Genomic DNA, 19170 nt, shown 5'->3' with positions numbered 1-19170 from the left:
CCGCACCCGGCCAACGGCAGCAACCTGATTCCGGCGGCCGCCCAGCAGCCACCGATCGACACCATCCAGTTCTCGCTGCCGGACGGCACGCTGGTCACCCGCTTCGGTTTCGTCGGTCGCCCGCGCCACGCCCGCGAGCGCGGCGAGGCCTGGAATGAAGTCGGCTACGGCCCGAACGACACCGTCGATGCCAACGGCAACCCGCAGGACAAAGGCGGCGGCGTCTACCTGAACTTCGTCGCCAACTACTTCAAGAACCGCACCTGGGGCACCGAGTTCATCGACAACAGCAAGGTGGCAGGCGTCACCAAGCCGACGTTGGTCGTCAACCAGTACTTCCAGGAAGCACAACGCGGCGGCGGCCATTCGTTCTTCCGCCGCTTCGACAACGCCGGCGTCACCGACTACGGCTGGATGTCGCCGGGCGACCTGCTGGACGACACGACCTACACCGACGGCTTCGCCGACAAGACCTCGTGCCCGGTCGTGCCGAAGCCGCCGCAGACCGCGCTGCTGAAGACGACCAACGGCTACCCCGGCGTCTTCGGCGCCAACGACGGTTGCAGCGTGGTGCTCAGCGAGTACCCCGGCTACAACTCGCTCGTGGCGGACGCCAACGGCGTGATGGTGCCGAACGGCCCGCACGTCGACGGCCGCGCGCTGAAATCCGGCGACGTGATGGAGTTCACCGGCTCGTTCTTCTCGTCGCGCGCGGCGATGGACGCCATCAAGGACAGCGGCAACTTCCGCTACTACACCAACGAAGTCACCTACGTGATGGGCGTGGGCCTGCGTCCCTGGTACGGCGTGCAGCCGCGCCTGATGAACGCGCCGATCCCGGAATCGGCGCTGCAAGGCGGCATCGGATCGACCTCGTACGACTACTCGGACAACAGCCCGCTGATGTTCCAGCAGCCGCACAACCACATCGGCATGCAGAACATGCAGCGCTTCGTGGAAGGTCGCCGTTGGTTCCACACCAACATGCAGACCGGCGAGCACACCGAGAACGGCAACGACCGCAACGATCCGGCCGTGGGCCTGCAAGGTCCGATGTTCAACCAGTCGACCTGCTTCGGTTGCCACATCAACAACGGCCGCAGCCTGGCACCGAGCGTGGTCAACCAGAAGCTGGACACGATGGCGGTGCGCACCGCCGCGATCGATGCCAACGGACAGCAGCTGCCGCACCCGATGTACGGCCTGGGCGCGCAGATGAACGCGAAGGCGTCCACCGACGGCGTCCGGCGTGACTGGGGCACCGGCGTGCACGTCTCGGGCTTCGAGCTGAAGACCGTGAAGCTGGCCGACGGCAGCTCGGTGGAGCTGAGCAAGCCGACGATCTCGTTCGACGGCCCGACGCCGGCCGTGTTCTCGGTGCGCACCGCGCAGCCGGTGATCGGCATGGGCCTGCTCGAGGCGATCCCGGATGCCGACATCATTGCGCGTGCCAAGAGCACCCCGGATGCCGACGGCGTCATGGGTGTCGCGAACTTCGCGTACGACCCGGAAACCAACAAGGTGCGCCTGGGCCGCTATGGCTGGAAGGCATCGAAGGTCAGCCTGCGCCACCAGGCCTCGGCCGCCGCGCTGCTCGACATGTCGGTCACGTCGCCGGTGTTCCCGAACCGCGACTGCCTGTACGGTCCGGCGAAGTGCACCACCGCGAACCGTGTCGACACCGGCCTGTCGGAAGACGCGCTGAAGCTGCTGGAGCGTTACGTGGCCCTGCTGGCCGTGCCGGCGCAACGCAGCTACGCGAGCGGCTACCCGAAGGGTGTGACGCCGCTGGCCGCGCTGAGCCCGGACGAGAAGAAGGTTTCCGCCGGCGAGACGGTGTTCAACACCCTCAAGTGCCAGAGCTGCCACGTGCAGTCCATGACGACCGGCTCCACCAGCGAGTTCCAGGAAGTGCGCGACCAGAAGATCAAGCCCTACACCGACATGCTGCTGCATGACATGGGCTCCGACCTGGGCGACGGCCTGACCGAAGGCCTGGCCACCGGCAACATGTGGCGCACGTCGCCCCTGTGGGGCATCGGCTACACCGAGATGGTCGCGGGCAAGACCGCGAAGGTCGGCTACATGCACGACAGCCGCGCTCGCAACCTGACCGAAGCCATCGTGTGGCACGGTGGTGAAGGAGCAGCCAGCCGCGACCGCTTCATCGCGCTGAGCAAGGCCGATCGGGAAGCCCTGCTGGCCTTCCTGGGTTCGCTGTAACGCACGCTGCTGCCGGGGCCTGTTCGGCCCGGCACCGCAAGAAAGCCGCCCTTCGGGGCGGCTTTTTTTATTCCGGTAAGGTTCACGGTCATGAACGCACCTGTCCTGCTGGCCGGCGGCAATCCGCAGATTCCGAAGGGAGAAGGCAATGCACCCGTGCAGGCCTTCATCGCCGCGATGCCGGGGTGGAAGAGCGATGTGGGGCGACGCATCGACGAGCTGGTGGTGCGCACCGTGCCCGCCGTGCACAAGGCGGTCAAATGGAACTCACCGCTCTATGGCATCGAGGGCCAGGGCTGGTTCCTCAGCTTCCACGTGTTCACGAACTACGTGAAGGTGGCGTTCTTCCGCGGGGCGCTCCTTGAGCCCGTGCCGCCGGTCGAGTCGAAGAGCAAGGAGACGCGCTACCTGCACATCCGCGAGGACGAGCCGCTGGACGAGGCGCAGTTCATCGCGTGGGTCGAGCAGGCGAGCCGGTTGCCGGGAGAGCGGATGTGAGGCCGCTCACCGCCCAAGCTGCACCAACGCCGCCTGCAGCCCGGCCAGCCCGCCGACGCGCTGGTCGTTGATGAAGACCTGCGGCATCTGGCGCACCGACGGCCCGCACTTCTCGAAGAACGCCAAGCGCTCGGCCTCGTCATCGATGCGGATCTCCTCGAACGCGAGGGCCCGGGAGGTCAGCAGCATCTTGGCCGAGTCGCATTGCGGGCAGGCCGATTTCGAATAAACGACGATGTTCAGGTTCATGCGCCGCAGTTTACGGGCGCCCTCCATCGCCCGCTGCGCACGCCCCTCAGTGCTTCGTCGGCGCGGCCTCGGCCGGCGTTTCGGTGTGCATCACGCACTGCCAGCCCTTGCCGTTCTTCACCCAGGTCGAACTGTCGTTCATTTCCTGCTGGGTGGCCTTCTTGCCGTCGCCGCGCGGGGCAACGGCCTGCTTGACGTGGTAGGTCACGATGGCGGTCGCGTCGTTCGGGAACACCACCTCCACGTCGCTCAGCTCGAACGAGGTCACCACCATGTTGCCCTGCTCCGCCATCTTGCGGTAGGACGCATGGTCGAACTTCATCGCGCCGTGCGAGCTGACCATCAATGACGGTTCGCTGAGCATCTCCAGCGCAGTGTCAGTGTCCTGGTTCACCATCGATTGCCAGAACTTCTTCTCGAGGTCGATGAGTGTCTTTTGCGGTGTCGGCATCTGGGACTCCTTTCAAGAACAGGACTGCCATCCTGCGACTCCTGCGCGCCAGGGACATCGGAGAAGACGGCGTTCCCCCGTAGGGGTGCTCCTACATCCGCAGCGCTTGTATGAGAATGGCGCCCATGACCGACCCCAACGCCATCGTGGCCACCGTGCCCTCCGCGTCCACCACGCAGTCGTCGTTGACGCTGAGCCTGCCGCAGAACTTCCCGCTGGCGCTGACGCCGCAGCAGAACGACAGCCTGCTCGCCCGGGTCGACGCCTTCCGGTTCGCCGAGATCTCGCAGCACGACATCGCGTCGCTGGGCCTGGAACCCGAACTGGCGCTGAACCGCACGCTCGACGGTTTCCTGTCGCGCATCGACAAGACCACCTCGCCGCAGCTGTTCACGCTGGTCGCGTCGCTGAACCAGCAGGTGCAGGACGAGAACCTGCCCGAACTGGCCAACCGCATCCTGAACGCCCGCCCGTCGCTGCTGGCGCGCCTCCTCGGTCTCTTCAACCCGAAATCGCTGCGCCAGGCGGCCAACCGCGCCTATGAAGAGGCGGCGCGCATCGCCTCGGGCCGGTCGAAGGCGCTGTCCGAGCTGATCGGCGGCATGGAGACCAAGCTGCGCGCCGAGATGACCCGCCTCAACGAGGAGCTGCGCCACCTCGACACCGTGAAGGCCGAGTACCGCAAGAGCTTCGTGGCGTTCGCGGAAGACGCGGCCTTCCTGAACAGCGTGCTGGCCAAGGCGCGCACCGAGGTCGCCGCGATGGAGCCCGAACTCGCCGCTGACCCGCAGCGCCGCCACGACGTGCGAGACAAGCTGCAGTCGCTCGAATCGCGCGCGCTGGCCGTTGAAGGCACGCTGACCAAGCTGCCGGCCGACCAGCTCGTGATCCGCCAGCTGCAGAACGCCGGTGTCGCGACGCTGCAGGAGCTGGCGACGACGATGGCCTCGCGCTTCGCGAGCATCAAGATGACGCTGCTGACGATCCACGGCGCACGCATGGTGCAGGACCTGCAGCGCCTGGCGCAGCAGGGCGCCGACCTCGACAGCAACCTGAACAAGGTGCGCGGCATGCTGATGAAGGACGTCGTCGAGACAGCCGCCACCGCGCCCGGCGACAACCGCCTCGCGCAGGCGCAGCAGCTCCAATCGGTGGTGGCCGACACGCAGAGCCTGGTCGCGCTGGTCGACGCCGCGCGCGACACCAACCAGCGCAAGTTCGACGAAGCCCGTGCGCTGATGGCCCAGGCCCGCGAAGACATGCTGGCCCTCGGCAAGAGCATGAACCCCGCCGCCACCGTCGCGGCCCAGACCTACACCTCCCTCCGCTGAGACGCCCATGACCACGCCTTCGCTCAAACTGAACCTGACCAAGCCCGGCGATGCCGCCCCGAAGCTGTCGCTGTCGCTCGACAAGGGCGAGCGCTTCCGGGTGCGGCTGGCCTGGGACGGCGACACCGACATCGACCTGCATGCGCTGGTGGCGGTGAACACCGGCGGCGGCGCGAAGGTGTCCGACTTCGGCGACATCCTGTCGACCTACAACGTGCAGCGCACGATCCGCGGCCAGGCCACCGGCACGCTGCCGCTGAATGCCGACAAGACCTTCTCGGTGCACGGCGGCGCGCTGGTGCACAGCCCCGATGCAACCGACGGCCTGGCCGCCGGCGACGACGAGTGGGTGTCGATCCAGCCCGATCGCCTGGCCCCGCCGGCGGCCGGCGTCATTGAGATCCCGCTGGTCGCGATGATCCACCCGCAAGGTTCCGGCCGCTCGTTCCGCACCGTGAAGAACGCGCGTGTCGTCGTCGAGAACGCGCTCGGCAAGGAGCTGCTGAACGTCAGCCTGTCGGACCAGTTCGGCGAGTTCGTCGGCGTGCAGATGGGCTCGATCATGGTCGAGGCCTCGGGCTCGTCCTTCGTCGGCGTCGGGGTCGGCTTCAACAACGACTTCAACCAGGTGCTGGGCCACTTCTCCTGATGCTCGTCTCGATGGTCCGCGACCGGCGCAGCGCATGAACATCAAGGTCACCGTGATCGGCGGCGCGCCCGAGCCTGAGCCCGGTGCCGAATCCAGGCCCGCGGCGCGCGTCAGGCCGACAGTGCTGCCGGGCGCGACGCTGCCGGCCACCGCGATGCCGTCCACGTCGCCTCTTGCGGCCACGACGCCCCCCTCGTTCACCGCGTCCGCGCTGCCCGGCGTGCAGCGCAAGCCGGTCGAAGTGGCGCTGCCCGCGCTGGCGCGCCGCTTCCCGCAGGCCGACGCCGCGGCGCTGCAACGCACGCAAGGCGTACTGGCCGGCGTGCACGTGCAAAGCGTCGATGCAGCCGGCTGGCTGCGCTTCGGCATGGCCGAGCAGGAAGAGCTCGCGGCCCTGATCCGGCAACGCCTGCAAGTGGCGCAAGAAGCCACCACGCGCAGCGTGCCGCAGCACCTGCGCCGGCTGCAGGAGCTGCTGTCCGACGTGCTCGAAGCGCTCGATGGCGGCTTCTTCCGCAGGCCGGCCGCGGCCGTGTGGGCCGGGCATGAGGCCGAGGTCGTGCAGCTCGAATCGCTGCTCGGCGCCTCGAAGGCGGCGCTCTCCGATCAGTTGCAGGCGCTCGGCCAGCTCCAGCAGCCGGTGCTGGCCTGCGCGCAGCGGCTCGAGGCCAGCGCACTGGCCGCCGAGTACCTGTTGGACCAGGTCGGCCCCGAGGCGGGCGGCCTGCTGCTCGCACGGCTCACGTCGCTGACCGGATCGCAGGCCATGCTGCAGGAGCACCGCCTGCACCTGGAGCAGGACGCGAGCCGACTGCAAGAACTGATGACCTGGGTGCAGGACGGCGTGCTGCTGAAGCTGCCCGCGGTCCACGCCCAACTGGCCCGGCTGGCCTCGCGCCCGAGCGAGACGCAGCGTTTCCTCGCGGCCGAGAAACTCACCGACATCCTGCAAACCCTGAAGCGAGCCCTCTGATGGCCCTGACCCTGAACCTCGAGAAGTCTGCCCGCACGCTGGTGCTGAGCCTGGAGAAGGCCGGCATCGCCAAGCCCCCGGCGCTGGAGGTTGGCTTCGGCCTCGACGTCTCCGGCTCGTTCGAGGACGAGCATCGCGCCGGCATCACCGACCGGCTGCTGACGCGGCTGGTGCCGTGGGGCCTGGCGTTCGACCCGGACAAGAAGGTCGACGTCTTCACGTTCTCGTCGGGCGCGGCCGGCGTGCACGAAGTGGGCTCGGTCGATGCGCGCAACTACGACGGCTACGTCGCGAACAACATCATCGCGAAGGTGCCCGGCTGGAACGGCGGCACCGACTACTCGCACCTGCTGGAGCGCATGCTGAAGCACTTCGGCTGGGCCGGCCCGATCGAGAAGAAGGCCGGCTTCTTCGGCCGGCTGATGGGGCAGAAGGACGAGGTGATCCCGGTCGCGAAGAAGCGCTCGCTGGTGATCGTCGCGACCGACGGCGACAACGCCGACAAGGAGCGCACGATGCGCGTGCTGCGCGAGTCGGAGCAGCGCCAGGACCAGGTCTATTTCCTGTTCCTCGGCATCTCGAACCAGGGCTCGACCTTTCCGTTCCTGGAGCGCATCGGCGACCAGTTCGGCAACACCGGCTTCAAGGCCATCCACAACCTGCGCAAGTTCGTCGCGCAGTCGGATGAAGAGCTGAATGAGCAGTTGATCGACGAAGAATTGATCGCCTGGCTGAAGGGATAGGAAATTCCTGCCAGCACAGGAATTAATTGCCATCTGTGCGAGCCAGAATCGGATATTCCTGCGTAAGTAGGAAGGGCTTCCTTCCTAAGCAAGTTTTCTATAGTATTCCTGCAAACGCAGGAATTACCGATGAAGGTCAAGATTTCGTCCCCGACCGACCTCGGGCTCGTCGTCCGTGCGATGCGCCGTGTGTCGAACGTGCGCATCGATGACTTCGCCGGCTTGGCGGGCGTGAGCAAACAGTTCGCCGCGGATCTGGAACATGGCAAGCCGACGCTGCAGATCGGCCTCGCGCTCAAGGTCTTGCAGGACCTCGGCGTGGAGGTGAGCGCCGAGATCCCCGCCTCGGCCCACCAGCACCTGGAAACCCTCCATGCCCAGGGTGGCCTGCGGCCGTTGAAGCCCCGCGCCACTCGCAAGCCGAAGGCCTGATCACATGCGTCAACTCGTTGCATGGCTCAACGACACCCGTGTTGGCGTCATCACGGATGAGAACGACATCTGGAGCTTCGAGTACGCCGAGAACTGGGCCAACGATCCGCTCGCATTCGACCTCGCCCCTGGCCTCCCCCGCGCCCAGCGCAAGCACCTCGACGGCGCGTCCAACCGCGCCGTGCAGTGGTACTTCGACAACCTGTTGCCGGAGGAGAAACTGCGAGAGACGCTCACGAAGTCCGCAAAGCTGAAGGGCGACGATGCGTTCGCCCTGCTCGAATACCTGGGCGCCGAATCAGCTGGCTCGTTGGTGCTGCTCCCTCCCGGCACGCCTCCCACCACGAGCGGTCGCTTGCAGGCGCTCCCGGACGGCGCGTTGCGCGAACGCATCCGCAACATCGAACGCATTCCGTTGAGTGCGGGCGCACCCAAGCGCATGTCGCTGGCGGGCGCGCAGAACAAGCTGGCCGTCGTCTACCGCGATGGCGTCCTGTACGAGCCGGTCGGCAGCGAACCGTCGACGCACATCCTGAAGCCCAGCCATCCGAGCGCGGACTACGCGGCATCGGTCATCAACGAGTACGTCGTGATGCGCTTGGCCGCCCGCGTGGGCCTGCCAGTCCCCGCCGTGCATCGCTTCTACACACCCGAGCCGGTGTACCTCGTCCAACGCTTCGACAGGCACGCCGATTCCCAGGGCCGCACGCAACGCAGCCACATCATCGACACCTGCCAGCTGCTCAACAAGTCGAGGGCATTCAAGCAGTCGTCTGCGTCGCTCGAATCCCTCGCCGAAGCGGTGGGTGCCTGCACGAACCGCATCGCGACGGCACCGCGGATGTTCAACTGGCTGCTGTTCAACGTCCTCATCGGCAACGACGACAACCACCTGAAGAACCTGTCGTACTCGGTGAGCCCTGAGGGCATCGCGATGGCGGACCACTACGATCTGTTGTCGACTTGCGTTTACCACGCGAAGGCACTCGCCGATGAGCGGGCGATCTGGCCGTCGGTGCCGCTGATGTACGCGATGGGCTCGTGCACGCTGTTCGGCGACGTCGATCGCAAGGCACTTCACTCGGCCGGCGATGCGTTGGGTATGCCCGCGGCCGTTTGCGACCGGACGATCGACAGGATGGTGAAGCTGCTGCCCGCCGAAATCGACACGCTGCTCGCCGAGGTCGACGCCGAGAACGCGACGATGCCCAAACTCACAGCGGCCGATCGCGCGCAAGAAGGGTTGGTGCTGCGCGCGATCCGGCACATCGTGGTGAACGACATGCTGAAGCGCGTCAGGCCCCGGCGCGCATGACCCTCGCTCAGTACCCCACCGCCTGCCCATCCCGCCGCGAATCACTGGCCGCGACATACCCGTCCTCCAGGTCGTCGCTGAGCTTCCAGATGAACTGCCCGCTGCCGTAGTCCATGTACGCATCCGGCGTCGGCTCGAACCGATGGCCGAGCGCCTTCAGCCCGTCGACCAGCGCCGGCGCCATCGTCGATTCGAAATCCACCGCCAGCCCGTGGCCCACCTTCCAGCGCGGCGCATCGCACGCGGCCTGCGGCTGCTGGCGGTGCACCAGCATGCGCACCAGCGTCTGCAAATGGCCTTGCGGCTGCATGTTGCCGCCCATCACGCCGAAGCTCATCTGCGGCCGGCCGTCGCGCGTCAGGAAGCCGGGGATGATGGTCTGGAACGGCCGCTTGCCCGGCGCCACCACGTTGGGATGCGCCTCGTCGAGCGTGAAGCCGTGGCCGCGGTTCTGCAGGCTCACGCCGGTGCCCGGCACCACGACGCCACTGCCGAAACCCATGTAGTTGGACTGGATGAAGCTGATCATCATCCCGCTCTCGTCGGCAGCGCTCAGGTAGATGGTGCCGCCCGCAGGCGGCGTGCCGTGCGCCGGGTCGGCCGCACGCTTCGGGTCGATCAGCTTCGCGCGCTCGCGCAGGTAGCCGTCGCTCAGCAGGTCGGCCGCCGTCACCTCGGTCATCGCGCGCTCGTCGGCCACCCAGCGGTAGGTGTCGGCGAACGCGAGCTTCATCGCCTCGATCTGCAGGTGCTGCGATTCGACGCTGTCGACCGGGAAGCGCCCGAGGTCCAGCCGCTCCAGCATGCCCAGCGCCATCAGCGCGGCAATGCCCTGCCCGTTCGGCGGGATCTCGTGCACCGTGTGGCCGGCAAAGTCCTTGGCGATCGGCGTGACCCACTCCGGCCGGAAATTCGCGAGGTCGGACAACACCATCGCGCCGCCCTGCGCCTTCGCATGCGCGACCAGCTTCTCGGCGATCTCGCCGCGGTAGAACGTCTCGCCCTTGGTCAGCGCGATCTGCCGCAGCGTGGCCCCCGCCGCCGCGAACACGAAGCGCTCGCCGGGCTCCGGCGCCCGCCCGCGCGGCATGAAGGCCTCGGCATAGCCGGGCTGGTCTTTCAGGCCCGGCACCTGGCGGCCCCACTTGTCGGAGACGATGCGGCCCACGCCATGGCCGCGCTCGGCCAGCTCGATGGCCGGCTCCAGCAGGTCGGCGAACGGCAGCTTGCCGAAGCGCTCCGACAGCGCCACCCAGCCCGCCACCGCGCCCGGCGTGGTCACGGCATCCCAGCCGCGCATCGGCAGCTTGTGGCCGTTGGCCTCGCCGTACTTGCGGCGGAAGTAGCCGGGGTTCCACGCGGCCGGCGCCACGCCCGATGAATTGAGCCCGTGCAGCGCCTTGCCGTCCCACAGGATAGCGAAGTTGTCGCTTCCCAGGCCGTTCGACACCGGTTCGACGATGGTCAGCGCCGCCGCGGCGGCAATCGCCGCATCGACCGCGTTGCCGCCCTTCAGCAGCATGCGCAGCCCGGCCTGCGAGGCCAGCGCCTGCGAGGTCGCGACGACGTTGCGGGCCATCAGCGGGCTGCGGATGGTGGGATAAGGATTCGTCCAGTCGAAGTTCATGGTGTGAATGGGTCAGCGCTGGCGCGGATCGAGCGCATCGCGCAGGCCGTCGCCGAGCAGGTTGAAAGACAGCACCAGCAGGAAGATCGACACCCCCGGCCAGATCGCCATCCACGGTGCCGAGTCGACATAGTTCTTCGCAGTGTTCAGCATGCTGCCCCAGCTCGGCGCCGGCGGCTGCTGCCCGAGCCCGAGGAATGACAGGCTTGCCTCGGCGATCACCGCCGACGCGATCGCCAGCGTCGCCTGCACGATCACCGGCGGCGTGATGTTGGGCAGCACGTGCCGCAGCGCGATGCGCAGCGGCGGGTTGCCGACCGCGCGCGCCGCCTCGATGTAGTCCTCGACCTTCACGTTCAGCACCTGCGCCCGCGCGAGCCGCACGAAGATCGGCGTCGCCGACACCCCGATCGCGATCATCGCGTTGCTGAGGCTCGGGCCCAGGAAGGCCGCCAGCGCGATCGCGAGGATCAGGAACGGGCAGGCCAGGAAGGCATCGGTGATGCGCGAGATCAGCGCATCGGCGAACCCGCCGAGGAAGCCCGCCGCCAGCCCGATCGGCACGCCCAGCAGCAGCGAGATGCTCACCGACACCAGCCCGGCGAGCAGCGACGCGCGCGTGCCCCACACCACGCGCGACAGCACATCGCGGCCGATCTCGTCGGTGCCGAACCAGTGCTCGGCGCTCGGCGCCTTGCGGATCGCGCTCCAGCTGGTGGCAACCGGGTCCTGCAGCCCGAACCACGGCGCGAACACCGCCATCGCGATGAAGAGCAGCACGACCGCGAGGCCGAGCAGTGCGCCGCGCCGGCGCTTCAGCCGGCGCCACGCGCGACGCCACGGGCCGGCCTCGGAGCGCGGCGCGGTGGTCTTGGTGTGGGCAACAGGAAGCACGGCAGCCATCGTCAGCGCCTCAGTCGCGGGTTGACCGCAAAGTAGGCCAGGTCGGCCAGCAGGTTGAGCAGCATGTACGCCGACGCGGTGACGAGCACCACGCCCTGCACCACCGCGTAGTCGCGATTGAACACCGCATCGACCACCAGCTTGCCGAAGCCCGGGATCGTGAACACCTGCTCGGTCAGCACCGCACCCGACAGCAGCGTGCCCAGCTCCAGCGCGCCCAGCGTGATGATCGGCGTCAGCGCATTGCGCAGCGCGTGCTTCAGCACCACGGTGCGCTCGCTCAGGCCCTTGGCGCGCGCGGTGCGCACGTAGTCGGCCGACATCACCTGCAGCATCGCGCTGCGCGTGTGGCGCATCAGCACCGCGGCGATCGCGTTGCCGAGCACGAAGGCCGGCATGATCATCGCGGCCAGGTTGGCGCCCAGGTCCTCGAACGGGCTGACGTAGCCCGATGCCGGCAACCAGCCGAGCTGCACCGAGAACAGCAGGATCATCAGGATGCCGAGCCAGAAGTTCGGCGTCGAGATGCCCCACAGCGCGAACGCGTTGGCCGCCCAGTCCCAGGCCGTGCCGCGCCCCACCGCCGAGACGATGCCCGACGGGATGCCGATCGCGAGCGCGATCGCCATCGCCAGCAGCGCCAGCTCCACCGTGACCGGCAGCTTCTGCAGGATCAGCTCGGTCACCGGCTGCTGGTTGCGCACCGATTCGCCGAGGTCGCCCTGCAGCACGCCACCGACCCAGTGGGCGTAGCGCAGCGGCAGCGGCTCGTCGAGGTGCAGCTTGGTGCGCAGGTAGGCCACCACCGTCGGATCCTGGTCTTCGCCGGCCAGGATCTTGGCCGGGTCGCCGGGCAGCAGCTGCTGCAGCCCGAAGATCAGCATCGAGACGAACAGCAGCGTCGGCAGCAGCGTCGCGACGCGCTTGACGAGGTACTCGAACATCAGTGCATCACGGCGTAAGTTTCAGGCCGCTGACGCGCAGCAGCCCGTCGGGCACGTTGCGCACGCCGCCGAGCTTCGCGTTGTAGGCCCACAGCCAGTTGCGGTGGTACAGGTAGACGATCGGCCGCTCCTTCAGCACGCGCGCGGCGACCTGCTCGAACACCTTCTTGCGCTCGGCCGGGTCGCGCAGCGCACGCGACTGGTTCAGCAGCGCATCGGTCTCGGCATCGCAATACCCGGCGTAGTTCAGCGGCTGCTTGCAGCCGTGGAAGCTGAACAGGTTGCCGTCCGGATCGGCGCGGCCGCTCCACGCGAGCACCAGCGCCTCGAAGTCGCCCTTGTCGGCGAGGTTCAGCGAGGTCGCGAACTCGGCGGCCTGGATCTTCACGTCGAAGCCGGCCTCGCGCGTCATCGCCTGCACCACCAATGCCAGGCGCTGCGCGTCCGACGTGGTCGGCGTCACCAGCGTGAAACTCGGGTTCGGAATGCCGGCTTCCTTCAGCAAGGCCTTCGCGCGCGGGATGTCGCGCTTGGGCACCGGCACGTTCTTCGCGTACCAGGCGTTGCCCGGCGCGACCCACTGGTTGCCCACCGTCGCCTCGTTGTCCATCACCACCTGCGCGATGCCCTGGCGGTCGAGCGACAGCTCGAAGGCTTCGCGCACGCGGGCGTCGCGCCCCAGCGGGTTCTGCTTCGCCTTCTCGCTCTTCGCGAGGTTGATCGTGATGCCCTGGTAGCCGATCTCGGTGATGCGCGAGGTCTTCAGCTTCTTGTCGGACTGCAGCTTCTCCATGTCGCTGGAGGCGACGCGCTCGATGAAATCGAGCTGGCCGGATTTCAGGTTGGCCAGCCGCACCGTCGCGTCGGGGATCGGCGTGTAGACGATCTTGTCGAAGTGGATCACGTCCTTGTTCCAGTAGGGCGGGTAGCGCTCGAACACCATGCGGTCCTGCGCGACGCGCTCGACGAACCTGAACGGCCCGGCGCACACCGGCTTCGTGCCGAACTTGTCGCCGGCCGCCTGAGCGGCCTTCGGCGACACCATCATGCCGGCGCGGTCGGCCAGCTGCGCGAGCAGCGGCGAGAACGGCGCCGACAGGTTCAGCTTCACCGTCAGCGGGTCCACCACGTCGACGGTGGCGACCGGTGCCAGCTCGCCGCGGCGGTTCGAGCCGGGCAGCGTCTTGTGGCGCTCGATGTTGAACTTGACGGCCGCGGCGTCGAACTTCTCGCCGTCGTGGAAGGTGACGCCGGGGCGCAGCTTCAGCGTCAGCGTCTTGCTGTCGGCCGACCATTCGTAGCCGGTGGCCAGCTGCGGCTGGATCGCGAGCTTCTCGTCGACATCGAACAGCTTGTCGCACAGCGCGCTGAACACGACGCGGCCGACGAAGCTGCGCGAGAGCGACGGATCGAGCACGTCGGGGTCTTCGGCCAGGCCGACGCGCAGCGTCTGCGCCTGCGTCAACAAGGGCACGGCCGCCAGCAGCAGCGTGGGGATCCATCGGGTCATCAGGGACGTCATCGTGAACTCCGGGAACAACAGATCAAGGGGTGGGTTCGAAAGCCGCCTGCAGGCGGGCGAGGCGGATGCTGGCGGGCGTGGTCGCGGTCGCCGGCTTCAGCGGCGGCGGTGCCGGCAGCTCGCGCCAGAAATGGCAGGCGACCGCATGGCCGTCGTGCAGCTCCAGCACCGGGGTCTGCTGCGCACAGCGCTCGCGTGCATGCGCACAACGCGTGTGGAAATGGCAACCGGTGGGCGGGTTGACGGGACTCGGCACGTCGCCGGCCAACAGCACGCGCTGGCGCTGCAGCCCCGGTTCCGGCACCGGAATCGCCGACAGCAGCGCCTGCGTGTACGGATGCCGCGGCGCCGCGAACAGCGCGCGCTTGTCGGCCAGCTCGACCACGCGGCCGAGGTACATCACTGCGACGCGCGTCGCGATGTGCTTGACCACCGCCAGGTCGTGCGCGATGAACAGGTAGGCGATGCCGAAGCGGCGCTGCAGGTCCTGCAGCAGGTTCACCACCTGCGCCTGCACCGACACATCGAGGGCAGACACCGCTTCGTCGCAGACGATCAGCCGCGGCTCGACCGCCAGCGCCCGCGCGATGCCGATGCGCTGGCGCTGCCCGCCGGAGAACTCGTGCGGAAAGCGCTGCGCATGCTCGGGCGCGAGCCCCACGGTGTGCAGCAGCTCGGCCACGCGCTCGCGGTGCCGGCCGGTGTGCAGGCCGTGCAGCATCAGCGGCTCGGCGAGCGTCTGGCCGACCGTCATGCGCGGATTCAGCGACGAGAACGGGTCCTGGAAGATGATCTGCATTGCGCGGCGCCGGGCGCGCAACGCGGCGGCGTCGAGCGTGCCGAGGTCTTGCCCGTCGAAGCGCACGCGACCGGCGCTCGGCTCGATCAGCCGCAGCACCAGCCGGCCGAGCGTCGACTTGCCGCAGCCGGATTCGCCGACCACGCCCAGCGTCTCGCCGCGCTCGATCACCAGGTCGACGCCATCGACCGCGCGCACCGCGCCCTTCGCGCGGCCGAACAGCCCGCGGCGCACCGGGAAGTGCTTGACCAGGCCCTCGACCTTCAACAACGGATCGCTCATGGTGTCAGTCATGGAAGGGGCGCCCTCCAGCATGCCGCTTCATGGCGCGGCGCCAGCTCGTACAACTCGGGCGCCGCCTCGCGGCAGCGCGGCTCGACGAACGGGCAGCGGTCGGCGAAGCCGCAGCCCGGCGGGCGCCGCAGCGGGCTCGGCACCTGGCCATCGATCGACGCGAGCCGCGTGCGTTCGCCGTCGAGCCGTGGCACCGAGCCGAGCAGGCCGATCGTGTACGGATGCTGCGGCGCCTCGAACAAGGCTTGCACCGGCGCGCGCTCGACGATGCGCCCGGCATACATCACGACCACCTCGTCGGCCACCTCGGCGACCACGCCCAGGTCGTGCGTGATCAGGATGACGGCGGTGCCGGTCTCCTGCTGCAGCGAGCGCATCAGCGCGAGGATCTGCGCCTGGATCGTCACGTCGAGCGCGGTCGTCGGCTCGTCGGCGATCAGCAGCCGCGGCTCGCAGGCCAGCGCCATCGCGATCATCGCGCGCTGGCGCATGCCGCCCGAGAGCTGGTGCGGGTGCTCGTGGAAGCGCTGCTCGGGCGCCGGGATGCGCACCTTGCGCAGCATCGCGAGCGCGTGTTCACGGGCCTCGGCGCGGCCGATGCGGCGATGGCGCAGCAGGCCTTCGACGATCTGCTCGCCGATCGTGAACACCGGGTTCAGCGACGACATCGGCTCCTGGAAGATCATCGCGATGCCGTTGCCGCGCAGGTCCTGCATCTGCTGCGCCGGCGCGCCGACCAGCTCGCGGCCTTCGAAGCGGATCGAGCCGCTGTCGATGCGCCCCGGCGGCGACGGCACCAGGCCCATGATCGACAGCGAGGTCACGCTCTTGCCGCAGCCCGATTCGCCGACGATCGCCAGCGTGCGGCCGGCCTGCACCTCGAAGCTGACGCCGTCGACCGCGGGGAACTCGCCGTCATCGGTCTTGAAGACGGTGCGCAGCTGGCGCACCTCGAGCAGGGCCGTCATGGCGTGGTGTCCTTCAAGGCCTTGTCTTGCAGCGAGGACCGGAAGCGCTCGATGCGCGCCTCGATCTCGGCGCGGTCGGTCAACCCGACCGGGTCGTGGCGGCCTGCCAGGCAGGCGATGAAGGGCTGGTAGCGCTCCAGGCTCTTGGCGTAGAGGCGCTGCAGTTCGGCGAGCGGTTCGGCGTGGTCGTCGACGCGCAGGTCGAGCTGCGGGTGGTCTTCGTCGGCGTGCACACGCAGCGCAGCGGCCTGCTTGCCGCGCTTGTCGCCGCCGGCCGCATCGCCGGCCTCCATCGCGACCAGCAAGCGTTCGGCGAAGGGCAGCGAATGGGATTCGCGATACGCCTGCGCGGTCGCCTCGATCACCTGCGGTCCGGCGAGCATGTTGCCGGCCACGCTGAAGTCGTCGAACAGCTGGTGGCCGCACCAGTCGATGCACCGGCTGCCGGTGTGCGCGGCCGGTGCGCCGGTCGCGGGCATCAGGTGAACCTGGCGGTGCGCGCGGCCCTCGTCACCGGCCAGCAGCTGCTGCAGTGCGTGCTCGGCCGATTGGCCGTCGGACAGCCGCGCCAGGCCCGCAGCACCGTACAGCGGGTTCATCAGGGCCTGGGTCGACAACGCACCGACATCGCGCCGCGTGTGCACGCACAGCGCACCGACCGCGAGAAAGCGGCTCGCGATCGCGACACCGAAACGCCCCTGGCCGTCGCGCGCGATGAGGGACCAGGTCATCGCCGCAGGCGCTTCAGCGAAGCGCGTGCAAACATGAACTCAACGACATATTTGTGTTCTCTGGCAGAAGACCGACAGGGTTGCAAGCTGTGTGCCACGCCCTGTTTGCGGCTCATGATTTGAGCCGAGACCCCTAGAATTCGGCTCATGGTTTCCACCAAGCGCTTCTATGTCTGGCAGCGGCCGAGCTGGCCCGCGCTGACCTTCGACCACCAGCGGGTGGGGCCTGCGCTGGCGCACGCCCGCCGCCTGCAGGGCGTGGTCGAAGGCAAGGCCCTGGCGATCGGCATCGAGCGCGACGGCCAGGTCGCGCGCGAACTGATGGAAGACGAAGTGATCTCCACCGCCGCCATCCAGGGCGAGCGCCTCGACCTCGCCGCGGTGCGGTCCTCGGTGATGCGCCAGCTCGGCCTGGACGCGACCGGTCCGCGCGATCACCATGTCGAGGGCCTGGTCGAGGTGCTCGACGATGCGATGAACGGGTTTGCGGCGCCGCTCGACGGCGAGCGCCTGCAGCGCTGGCAGTCGGCGCTGTTTGCCGGCGGGGCGAGCGGCATCCGCCCCATGGCCGTGGGCCGCTTTCGGTCCGGGCCGATGCAGATCGTGACCGGCCCGGCCGGCCACGAGGTCGTCAGCTACGACGCCCCGCCGTCACGCCGGGTCGCGAAAGAGATGGACCGCTTTCTCGCGTGGTTCGCGAAGACCACGCCGGTGCCGGGTCGCCTGCCTCCGCTCGACGGGCTGGCGCGTGCCGCGCTGGCCCACCTCTGGTTCGAGACCATCCATCCGTTCGAAGACGGCAACGGCCGCGTCGGCCGCGCCCTCGTCGACATGGCGATCGCGCAAGACCACCGCGTTCCGGTGCGGCTGTACAGCCTGTCGCGCCAACTGCTCGCGTCTCGCAAGGGCTACTACGACGCGCTGAACGTCGCCCAGCGCGGCAACGGCGACGCGACCGAGTGGGTGCTGTGGTTCGCGCAGCAGTTCGCGCTGGCGTGCGAGCGCTCGAGCCAGGTGATCGATCGTGCGATCGAGAAGGCGAGGTTCTGGTCGCGGCAGTCCGGCCTCGAACTCAACGAACGCCAGCGCACGGTGCTGCAGCGGTTGCTCGACGACGGCGACGGCGGCTTTGCCGATGGCCTGAACGCCGAGAAATACATCCGGCTCACCAGCGCGTCGAAGCCGACCGCCACCCGCGACCTGGCCGACCTGGTGCGGCAGCGGCTGTTGTGGACGACGGGCCAGGGCCGGGCGCTGCGCTACTTCGTCAACGTGCCGGGATGGACCCACCGCGGCGAGACCGCGCAGGCCGAACCGGCACGGTGACCGTTCATTTCAGCGGCGACACAGTCGTGTGATTTCGGTGCAGTGCGTAAGCACTTCGCCCGCTTCTGCCGCATTTGGTAAGTGCAGGCCGAAGCGGCTTACGAAGCCGCGACAGCGTGCGATCGGCCTCCTACATTGCGCTGCCCAAGACCCACAACGCCATCAGAGGAGTTCGAACATGACATCGAAATACGCCCCCGCATTCAAATGGTCCGCCCTGGCCCTGGCCAGCGCCCTGCTCTTCGGTTGCGGCGGCGCCGACAAGAGCACGGACGATGGATCCGCCAGCGCCGCATCGGTCACCGTCAGCGAGTCGGCGGCCGGCCTGTCGGTGAAGACCACCACCGGTGAAGGCAGCCGCTTCAACGGCAGCCATGTCGAGGCGGCGCTGTACACCTTCGCGGCCAAGATCGCCGCCGGCACCGATGCCGGCCAGGCGCTCGACGGCACGCTGGTGCTGCAGAGCGTCGCGCAGGACGACGGCACGACCGCCCTCACCGGCAAGCTGATCGGCGGCAAGCTGACCGCCACGCCGAGCGATGCGGTGATCGCGCTGCAAGCCGAATTCGCCACCGCACTGGAAGCGCTGAAGACGGCCTACAAGACCGACGTCGAGGCCCTGCAGGCGACGCTGAAGGCCGCGCTCGAAGCCGCCGCGACGCCCGATGCCGGCCACCGCCTGAACGAGGCCCAGCGTGCCGCGATCAAGACCTTCATCGATGCGGTGAAGACCCGCAGCGAGCAGTTCAAGACCGACAGCACCGCGCTGGTGACGAGCTACCAGGAGAAGGTGACGGCAGCCGGCGGCGACGCGAGCAGCATCACGCCCTGGGGCAGCCATGGCGGCAAGCAGCACGGTCGCAAGACGGTCTACGACGTGACCGGCACGCAAGCGGCCGACGGCAGCCTGACGCTGAAGCTCACGGCCGGCAGCACGGTGCTGACCGGCACCGGCACGCTGGCGGCCGACGGCAGCCTGGCAGGCACGCTCGCCGGTCCGGCGACCGACGACACCGGCACCTGGCAGGCCACCGCGCTGGTCAAGCCGACGCCGACCCCGCCGTCGCCGCCGGCTTCGTCGGCGAGCAGCACGACCCCCTGATCAGATCAGGCATCAGGCGCCGGGACGGGCGAGATCGGCGCCCGTCCCGCGAGATGGTCTCGCGGTTGGCGGCGGCCGTCGCCGCCTCTC

Annotated in this window: 19 protein-coding genes; 10 read left to right on the top strand and 9 right to left on the bottom strand. The window is 68.5% G+C overall.

Translation table 11 applies throughout. The features are described 5' to 3' along the window. Both BUE42_RS25200 and BUE42_RS25195 read left to right on the top strand, forming a co-directional pair. The coding region (locus BUE42_RS25200; protein WP_073468041.1) for a di-heme oxidoreductase family protein at window positions 1–2223 on the top strand (2223 nt) is incomplete at its 5' end. 90 nt (window positions 2224–2313) lie between these two features. After that, entirely contained in the window at window positions 2314–2721 is a 408-nt protein-coding gene (locus tag BUE42_RS25195) for a DUF1801 domain-containing protein (RefSeq protein ID WP_083614550.1), read from the top strand. 6 nt (window positions 2722–2727) lie between these two features. On the opposite strand, the gene BUE42_RS25190 is transcribed toward BUE42_RS25195, so the two are convergent. Beyond that, window positions 2728–2970 (bottom strand): glutaredoxin domain-containing protein, encoded by a 243-nt coding sequence (locus tag BUE42_RS25190; RefSeq protein ID WP_073468039.1) that lies wholly within the window; start codon window positions 2968–2970, stop codon window positions 2728–2730. A gap of 46 nt (window positions 2971–3016) precedes the next feature. Beyond that, complete coding sequence (locus tag BUE42_RS25185; protein WP_073468038.1) at window positions 3017–3421, bottom strand: nuclear transport factor 2 family protein; 405 nt, start codon at window positions 3419–3421, stop codon at window positions 3017–3019. A gap of 125 nt (window positions 3422–3546) precedes the next feature. Here BUE42_RS25185 and BUE42_RS25180 point away from each other — a divergent pair, with 125 nt between their 5' ends. The 6 genes from BUE42_RS25180 to BUE42_RS25155 all read left to right on the top strand — a co-directional run bounded on the left by BUE42_RS25180 (window position 3547) and on the right by BUE42_RS25155 (window position 8864). Beyond that, a complete protein-coding gene (locus BUE42_RS25180) occupies window positions 3547–4752 on the top strand; it encodes a hypothetical protein (RefSeq protein WP_083614548.1) in 1206 nt (401 codons plus the stop codon). 7 nt (window positions 4753–4759) lie between these two features. After that, window positions 4760–5401 carry a TerD family protein gene (locus tag BUE42_RS25175; protein WP_073468036.1) on the top strand — a complete coding sequence of 214 codons (642 nt, stop codon included), beginning with the start codon at window positions 4760–4762 and terminating at the stop codon, window positions 5399–5401. A gap of 34 nt (window positions 5402–5435) precedes the next feature. Then, a complete protein-coding gene (locus BUE42_RS25170; protein ID WP_073468035.1) occupies window positions 5436–6374 on the top strand; it encodes a hypothetical protein in 939 nt (312 codons plus the stop codon). Further along, window positions 6374–7117 carry a VWA domain-containing protein gene (locus BUE42_RS25165; RefSeq protein WP_073468034.1) on the top strand — a complete coding sequence of 248 codons (744 nt, stop codon included), beginning with the start codon at window positions 6374–6376 and terminating at the stop codon, window positions 7115–7117. Before BUE42_RS25170 ends, BUE42_RS25165 begins: the two co-directional genes overlap by 1 nt. Window positions 7118–7292: 175 nt before the next feature. Continuing rightward, window positions 7293–7352 (top strand): hypothetical protein, encoded by a 60-nt coding sequence (locus tag BUE42_RS34325; RefSeq protein WP_083614554.1) that lies wholly within the window; start codon window positions 7293–7295, stop codon window positions 7350–7352. A gap of 201 nt (window positions 7353–7553) precedes the next feature. Then, on the top strand, window positions 7554–8864 hold the full coding sequence (locus tag BUE42_RS25155) for a HipA domain-containing protein (RefSeq protein ID WP_073468032.1): 1311 nt from the start codon (window positions 7554–7556) through the stop codon (window positions 8862–8864). Between the two features lie 7 nt (window positions 8865–8871). Here the strand turns inward: BUE42_RS25155 and BUE42_RS25150 are convergent, their stop codons facing one another. From BUE42_RS25150 to BUE42_RS25120, 7 genes are read right to left on the bottom strand one after another with little or no spacing between them, the layout of a single operon-like run. Next, complete coding sequence (locus BUE42_RS25150) at window positions 8872–10491, bottom strand: gamma-glutamyltransferase family protein (protein WP_073468031.1); 1620 nt, start codon at window positions 10489–10491, stop codon at window positions 8872–8874. Between the two features lie 12 nt (window positions 10492–10503). Then, window positions 10504–11394, bottom strand: coding sequence for an ABC transporter permease (locus BUE42_RS25145; RefSeq protein WP_083614546.1), 891 nt, complete (start codon window positions 11392–11394; stop codon window positions 10504–10506). A gap of 2 nt (window positions 11395–11396) precedes the next feature. Continuing rightward, window positions 11397–12338, bottom strand: a complete 942-nt coding sequence (locus BUE42_RS25140; protein ID WP_073468030.1) for an ABC transporter permease — start codon at window positions 12336–12338, stop codon at window positions 11397–11399. Between the two features lie 7 nt (window positions 12339–12345). After that, window positions 12346–13860, bottom strand: coding sequence for an ABC transporter substrate-binding protein (locus tag BUE42_RS25135; protein WP_073468050.1), 1515 nt, complete (start codon window positions 13858–13860; stop codon window positions 12346–12348). Between the two features lie 22 nt (window positions 13861–13882). Next, window positions 13883–14941: an ABC transporter ATP-binding protein gene (locus BUE42_RS25130; protein ID WP_073468029.1), complete on the bottom strand. Its 1059-nt coding sequence runs from the start codon at window positions 14939–14941 to the stop codon at window positions 13883–13885. A gap of 8 nt (window positions 14942–14949) precedes the next feature. Continuing rightward, entirely contained in the window at window positions 14950–15921 is a 972-nt protein-coding gene (locus BUE42_RS25125) for an ABC transporter ATP-binding protein (protein ID WP_073468028.1), read from the bottom strand. Further along, window positions 15918–16652, bottom strand: coding sequence for a DUF1028 domain-containing protein (locus tag BUE42_RS25120; protein WP_073468027.1), 735 nt, complete (start codon window positions 16650–16652; stop codon window positions 15918–15920). Before BUE42_RS25120 ends, BUE42_RS25125 begins: the two co-directional genes overlap by 4 nt. A 147-nt stretch (window positions 16653–16799) precedes the next feature. On the opposite strand from BUE42_RS25120, the gene BUE42_RS25115 reads away from it, so the two are divergent. Together BUE42_RS25115 and BUE42_RS25110 are read left to right on the top strand one after the other, a co-directional pair. Continuing rightward, on the top strand, window positions 16800–17978 hold the full coding sequence (locus BUE42_RS25115; RefSeq protein ID WP_073468026.1) for a Fic family protein: 1179 nt from the start codon (window positions 16800–16802) through the stop codon (window positions 17976–17978). A gap of 178 nt (window positions 17979–18156) precedes the next feature. Beyond that, on the top strand, window positions 18157–19080 hold the full coding sequence (locus BUE42_RS25110; RefSeq protein WP_073468025.1) for a hypothetical protein: 924 nt from the start codon (window positions 18157–18159) through the stop codon (window positions 19078–19080). The last annotated feature ends 90 nt before the right edge of the window (window positions 19081–19170 follow it).

Source organism: Rhizobacter sp. OV335 (genome assembly GCF_900142965.1).
Taxonomy (GTDB): Bacteria; Pseudomonadota; Gammaproteobacteria; order Burkholderiales; family Burkholderiaceae_C; genus Rhizobacter.
Note: the sequence above shows the minus strand (reverse complement) of the source record. Positions and strands in the feature narration are given on the sequence as shown.